The sequence below is a fragment of the Curtobacterium sp. MCSS17_011 genome (assembly GCF_003224275.1).
Classification (GTDB): Bacteria; Actinomycetota; Actinomycetes; order Actinomycetales; family Microbacteriaceae; genus Curtobacterium.
In genome coordinates, this window is the sequence record NZ_QKLE01000016.1 from 67,340 (window position 1) to 73,399 (window position 6,060).

At 72.2% G+C, this 6,060-nt stretch carries 6 protein-coding genes; 4 read left to right on the top strand and 2 right to left on the bottom strand.

All coding sequences use genetic code 11. The annotated features are described in order from the left end of the window. Positions 1 to 572 precede the first annotated feature (572 nt). Positions 573 to 1,616, bottom strand: coding sequence for an L-glyceraldehyde 3-phosphate reductase (gene mgrA, locus DEJ17_RS11915; protein WP_110894118.1), 1,044 nt, complete (start codon positions 1,614 to 1,616; stop codon positions 573 to 575). Positions 1,617 to 1,706: 90 nt separating this feature from the next. Between mgrA and DEJ17_RS11920 the strand changes: the two genes are divergently transcribed. Genes DEJ17_RS11920 through soxR form a run of 3 tightly spaced genes read left to right on the top strand, consistent with a single transcriptional unit; the run spans position 1,707 to position 3,734 of the window. After that, positions 1,707 to 2,162 (top strand): iron chaperone, encoded by a 456-nt coding sequence (locus DEJ17_RS11920; protein ID WP_220033644.1) that lies wholly within the window; start codon positions 1,707 to 1,709, stop codon positions 2,160 to 2,162. Between the two features lie 2 nt (positions 2,163 to 2,164). Continuing rightward, the gene (locus tag DEJ17_RS11925) at positions 2,165 to 3,208 is read left to right on the top strand and encodes a YdcF family protein (RefSeq protein ID WP_258366786.1); all 1,044 of its coding nucleotides are present in this window, start codon (positions 2,165 to 2,167) and stop codon (positions 3,206 to 3,208) included. A 10-nt stretch (positions 3,209 to 3,218) separates the two neighbouring features. Beyond that, on the top strand, positions 3,219 to 3,734 hold the full coding sequence (gene soxR / locus DEJ17_RS11930; protein ID WP_110894121.1) for a redox-sensitive transcriptional activator SoxR: 516 nt from the start codon (positions 3,219 to 3,221) through the stop codon (positions 3,732 to 3,734). Here the strand turns inward: soxR and DEJ17_RS11935 are convergent. Then, the gene (locus DEJ17_RS11935; protein WP_258366787.1) at positions 3,731 to 4,171 is read right to left on the bottom strand and encodes a MarR family winged helix-turn-helix transcriptional regulator; all 441 of its coding nucleotides are present in this window, start codon (positions 4,169 to 4,171) and stop codon (positions 3,731 to 3,733) included. The two genes, soxR and DEJ17_RS11935, sit on opposite strands and share 4 nt — an antisense overlap. Before the next feature lie 46 nt (positions 4,172 to 4,217). On the opposite strand from DEJ17_RS11935, the gene DEJ17_RS11940 reads away from it, so the two are divergent. Further along, positions 4,218 to 6,032, top strand: a complete 1,815-nt coding sequence (locus tag DEJ17_RS11940; RefSeq protein WP_181421152.1) for a Bcr/CflA family efflux MFS transporter — start codon at positions 4,218 to 4,220, stop codon at positions 6,030 to 6,032. The last annotated feature ends 28 nt before the right edge of the window (positions 6,033 to 6,060 follow it).

Consider the following 6,060-nt stretch of genomic DNA (forward strand, 5'->3'; position numbering starts at 1 on the left):
CGCCAGCCGACAGTTCGTGACCGGTCGGCACGCGACCCGCGACGTGTCGTGACCGGCCAAGGCGGGCCGGCCATGCGACGTGTCGTGACCGGACGACGGACGGGAGGCGCGTGGCGGGGTGCCCCGTGCCTCCCGGCCGCCGCGCCACGCGCCCAGGGCCCCCGCTCCGGTCACGACACCCCGTCGGCCGTCCGCGGTGCGGTCGCAGGCCGTCGCCTGCGGCGCCGCCAGCCGACAGTTCGTGACCGGTCGGCGCGCGACCCGCGACGTGTCGTGACCGGCCAGCGCGGGCCGGCCACGCGACGTGTCGCGACCGGACGACGGACGGGAGGCACGTGGTGGGGTGCCCCGTGCCTCCCGGCCGCCGCGCCACGCGCCCAGGGCCCCCGCTCCGGTCACGACACCCCGTCGGCCGTCCGCGGTGCGGTCGCAGGCCGTCGCCTGCGGCGCCGCTGGCCGACAGTTCGTGACCGGTCGGCGCGCGACCCGCGACGTGTCGCGACCGGCCGAGGCGGGCCGGCCATGCGACGAGATGCGACCAGACGAGGGACTGGTGCGGCGTGTCGCTCGGGTCAGGAGACCTCGCCCGCGCGGGCTCCCGCCCACAGGTCGACGTCGGTGATGCCGACCGAGTGCTCGTCGATGACGCGGAGCTCCTCGTCGGTGAACGACGTGTTCGACAGCGCGGCGACGTTGTCCTCGAGCTGCGACACCCGCGAGGCACCGATCACGAGTGAGGTCACCCGCTCGTCGCGGAGCGCCCAGGCGAGGGCGAGCTGCGCGAGGGACTGTCCGCGCGCGGCGGCGACGTCGTTCAGGGCGCGGAGGTGCTCGACGACCTCGGGCGTGATGCTCGACGCGTCGAGGGACTTGCCCGCTGCCGCGCGGGAGTCCTCGGGCACACCGTTCAGGTACTTGCCGGTCAGGAGCCCCTGCGCCAGCGCGGTGAAGCCGATCACGCCGAAGCCGAGCTCGCCGGCGGCGTCGAGCAGCCCCTCGGTCTCGATCCAGCGGTTGAGCATCGAGTACGAGGGCTGGTGGATGAGGAGCGGCGTGCCGAGGTCGCGGAGGATCTCGGCTGCCTGACGGCTGCGCTCGGCGTCGTACGACGAGATCCCGACGTACAGCGCCTTGCCCTGCTGGACCGCGGTGTGCAGGGCGCCCATCGTCTCCTCGAGCGGGGTCGAGGCGTCGAGGCGGTGCGAGTAGAAGACGTCGACGTAGTCCAGGCCCGTGCGCTGCAGCGACTGGTCGAGCGAGGCGAGCACGTACTTGCGCGAGCCACCGCCCTGCCCGTACGGCCCCGGCCACATGTCCCAGCCGGCCTTCGTCGAGATGACCATCTCGTCGCGGTAGGGCCGGAAGTCCTCACGCATCAGCCGGCCGAAGTTCACCTCGGCGGCACCGTAGGGCGGGCCGTAGTTGTTCGCGAGGTCGTGGTGGGTGATCCCGAGGTCGAACGCCCGGCGGCTGATGGCACGCTGGTTCTCGAAGGGCAGGTCGTCCCCGAAGTTGTGCCAGTACCCCAGGGAGAGCAGCGGCAGGTCGAGGCCCGAGCGGCCGGTCCGGCGGTACGTCATCGAGTCGTAGCGGTCGTCACTGGCGATGTAGGTCATGGGACGAGCCTGGCACTCGATCTGGCCCCGGCCTCGCATGCTTCGCTTCGCGGACCCATGATGGGTGCACGAGACCACGAGGAGACGACGATGGCGCGGACGACGAAGACCGAGACCACCTTCACCGACGAGGAGCGCGCGGCGATGCAGGAGCACGCCGCCGAGGTCAAGCGCGCCCGCGGCACGAAGGGCACCAAGGCCGAGAAGGCAGCGGCCGACGCGACTGCAGTCGAGGCGAAGATCGCCGAGATGCCCCAGCCGGACCGGGGGCTGGCGGAGCGCATCCACCGCCTCGCGCTCGAGGTCGCGCCCGAGCTCGCGCCGAAGCTCTGGTACGGCATGCCCGCCTACGCGCGGGACGGCAAGGCGGTGTTCTTCTTCCAGGACGCCGCGAAGTTCAAGGCCCGCTACGCGACGCTCGGGTTCCAGGACTCGGCCGCGCTCGACGACGGCACGTTCTGGCCGACGTCGTGGGCGATCAGCCCCGAGTTCTCCGAGGCCGACGAGGCACGGGTCGCCGACCTGATCCGTCGCGCGGTCGGCTGACGGTGCTCGGGCTGGGCGCCGCTCCCGTCTTCGCCCTGCTGTTCCTGGTGCTGTACGTCCTGGGGCGGCGACGTGACCCGCGGATGCTCCGCAACGGGGTGTTCCTGACGGCGGCCGTGCTGTTCGGGCTCGCGACGGTCGTGGCCGTGCTGACCAGGGTGGTCCCCGGGTTCAGCCTGCTCGTCGCCGTGGTGCTGCTGCTCGTGCCGCTGGCCGTCGTGGTGCTCGGGGTCGCCCTGGTGGCGAACGGCCTGCAGATGCTCCGGGCCGAGGGGCGCAGCGTCGGCAACCTGCTGTCGCTCGCCGCCGGGGTGGCGGTGTTCGTGCTGCCGGCGGTCGCCATCGCCCTGCTCGTCTCGGGCAGCGGCGAGGGCTTCACACTGTGGGACGGCACGAAGATCGCGATCGCCGTGCTGATGGTGTTCGTCTGCGGGTACTTCGCGCTGACGCTGGTCGCGTTCGCCCTGTACTCCGTGGTCTACGGGCGGACGCGGCACGGCATCGTCCCCGACACGATCGTGGTCCTCGGCTCCGGGCTCGTGCACGGCGAGGTCCCGCCCCTGCTGCAGAGTCGGCTCGACCGGGCGCTCGGCGTCTACCGGGCCGAACGGGCAGCCGGACGCCGCCCGCTCCTCGTGCCGTCCGGTGGCCAGGGCGACGACCAACCCCGCCCCGAGGGCACCGCGATGGCCGAGTACCTGGTGGCGCACGGTGCCGACCCGGACGACGTCGTCGCGGAGACCGCGTCGCGGAACACCCGCGAGAACCTCCGGTTCTCGCGGGACGTGCAGACGGCCGCCGGCCGGGACGGTCAGATGGTCGTGGTCACGAACAACTACCACGTGCTGCGGGCCGCGACCCTGGCCCGTCGCCTCGACCTGCCCGCCCAGGTCGTCGGTGCTCGCACGGCGGCCTACTACGTGCCGAGTGCGTTCCTGCGGGAGTTCGCCGCGGTGATCGTCGAGCACCGCTGGCTCAACGTGGTCGCCTGCACGCCGTTCGTGCTGTTCACCGGGTTCCTGCTCTGGGAGTCGTTCCAGCAGTAGGATCTCCACCATGGTCGACATCCCGGCGCCGCGGCCGACCGACCTGCTGCCCATCGGCGAGATCGTCCGCCGCACGGGGGTCGCCGCCTCGGCCCTGCACTTCTACGAGCGCAAGGGACTGATCCACCCGGAGCGCACCGACGGCGGCACGCGGATGTACCCGCGGCACGTCGAGCGGCGGATCGCGATCATCCAGGTGGCCAAACGCCTCGGCATCCCGCTCAGCGAGGTCGCCGAGCAGTTCGAGGCGCTGCCCGCCGACCGCATGCCCTCGCTGCGCGACTGGAACCGGTTGAACGCGCGGTGGCGCGCACGACTGCGGGCCCGCCAGCTCGAGCTCGAGCGCCTGCAGCAGGAGATGACGCAGTGCATCGGCTGCGGGTGCGTCTCACTCGGGGCCTGCTCGGTCGTGAACCCGGGCGATGCCCTGGGCGACGAGGGGCACGGCGCGCGTCGCCTGCTGCCGATCCAGGACGATGCGGCCGACGATGCCGCCGCCGCCGCCGCCGAGGACGCTGTCGCCTAGCCCGCGCGCAGTCCGTCGTCGATCCGCTGCAGCAGCTCCAGCGCCTCGACCGCGCCCCGCTCGTCGCCACCGAGGGCCGTGCGGAGCTTGCCGGACCAGTGCCGGTAGAGCCGGTCGACACTCTCCTGGGCCAGGGCGGTCGGGTGCAGCTGCACGGTCCGCGCGTCCGCCGGGTCCTGGCGCCGCTCGACCATGCCCTTGGCCACGAGCGACCGGAGCGCGACGCTGAGGTTGCTGCGCTGCAGGGCCGTGGCCTCGGCCGTGGCGCTGGGTGAGGTGCCGGGGTTGCGGTTGATCCAGCGCATCACGAGCGCCTCGGTGCCGGTCAGCGGCACGATGTCGAGGGTCTCCGAGCCGTGCGGATCGATGTCACGCGCGATCCGGAGCAGGACGTCCGCGAACTCGGCGAGGACGTGGTCGGACACGGCGGAGTGCATGACCGTACTGTACCGATCTCCGGCGATGAGTTATGCTTTCATAACAATGACCACGGACACCGGAACCATCCGCGCGACGATCGCGACACCCACGACCAAGCAGCAGGGCATCACGACCGCGCTGCTCCTGGTGCTCGGCCTGCTCAGTGCCGTCGCCCCCTTCGCCACCGACCTGTACCTGCCGGCGTTCCCGCAGATGACGACCGAGCTCGGGGCGAGCGCCACCGCCGTTCAGCTCACCCTCACCGCGTTCCTGGTGGGCGTGACCGCGGGTCAGCTCGTGTTCGGCCCGCTGTCCGACCGGTTCGGCCGCGTGCCGCCGCTGATCGCCGGCGCCGCGGTGTGCGTGCTGGCGAGCATCGCCGCGGTGCTCGCCCCGAACATCGGCGTGCTCATCGCGGCCCGCCTGCTGCAGGGCCTCGGCGGTGCGGCCGGCATGGTGATCAGCCGTGCGGTCATCTCCGACCTGGCGACCGGCAAGTCCGCCGCCCGCGCGTTCTCGCTCATGATGATCGTCGGCGGGGTCGCCCCGGTCGTCGCACCGCTGCTCGGCGGCCTGCTCACCGGACCGATCGGCTGGCGCGGCCTGCTCTCGATCGTGCTCGGCCTGTCGGTCGTCATGCTCATCGCGGTCCTCGCCGTGATCCGCGAGACCCACCTGAAGGAACACCGCGACGCCCTGCGCGAGCAACGCCGTGGCTCGGGCTCGGCGCTCCGTGCTCTGCGCTCCCGCACGTTCCTCGGCTACACCGCCGTGTTCGGCTTCGCGTTCGCCGTGATGATGGCCTACATCTCCGCGTCACCGTTCCTGTACCAGGACATGATCGGCTTCGGCACGGTCGGCTACGGCCTGGCCTTCGGGCTGAACGCCCTGGCCCTGATGGGCGTCAGCATCCTGTCCGCCAAGCTCACCGCGACCCGTTCGGTCACGGGCGTGCTGTCGCTCGGCATCGTGCTCGTGCTCGCGTCGACCGTCGCCTTCGCGCTGCTCGTCGTCTCCGGGGCGCCGGTCATCTGGCTCGCCGTCCCGCTCTTCACCGCCGTCGGTTCACTCGGCCTGGTGCTCGGCAACGCCACGGCGCTCGCGCTCGGTGCGGTGCCGTCGGCTGCCGGCAGCGCCTCGGCCGTGCTGGGTGCCCTGCAGTTCGGGCTCGCGGCGCTCGTGTCCCCGCTCGTCAGCATCGGTGGCTCGGACACCGCGGCGCCGCTGGCGATCGTGATGCTCGCCGCGGCCGTGGTGGCCGTCGTGGCGCTGCTCGCCGCGGTCGTCGTCATCACCATCGTCGGGTTCACCCTCGGCACCGTGGACCTCGGATGGTCCGAGGCCCTGAACGCGCTGCACACCGGGTTCATCGGGGCGTTCAGCACGGCCGTCTACCACGTGATCAGTCCGGCACCGGCGATCGGGATCACGATCGTCGTCGTCGCCGTGATCTGGTGGCGCACGCACGACCTGCGGCCGGCCCTGGCGTTCGGCGGCACCATCGCGATCACGTGGGTGCCGTCCGCGATCGTGAAGGAGATCGTGCACCGTCCCCGGCCCGACGTCGCCGTGCTGCCGCACCCGTTCCCGGTGCAGCCCGACCCCGGGTACCCGAGCGGGCACACGGTCTACATCACGGCGTTCGTCGTCGCGCTGATCTGGCTGCTCCGTGAGACCCGGTGGCACCGGCTCGCCCTGACGCTGGGGGTCGTGGCCATCGTGATCGTGTTCTTCGCGGTGTCGATCGACGCGGTGCACTACCCGACCGACGCCGCTGCCTCGATCCTGTGGGCGCTGGCCGTGGCGCCGGGGGTGCGGGTGGTGTGGGTCGACTGGCTCATGCCGCGGGTGCCGTTCCTGCGGCCGGGGCGGGGCTGACGCCGGGGGCTGTCTCTTATACACATCT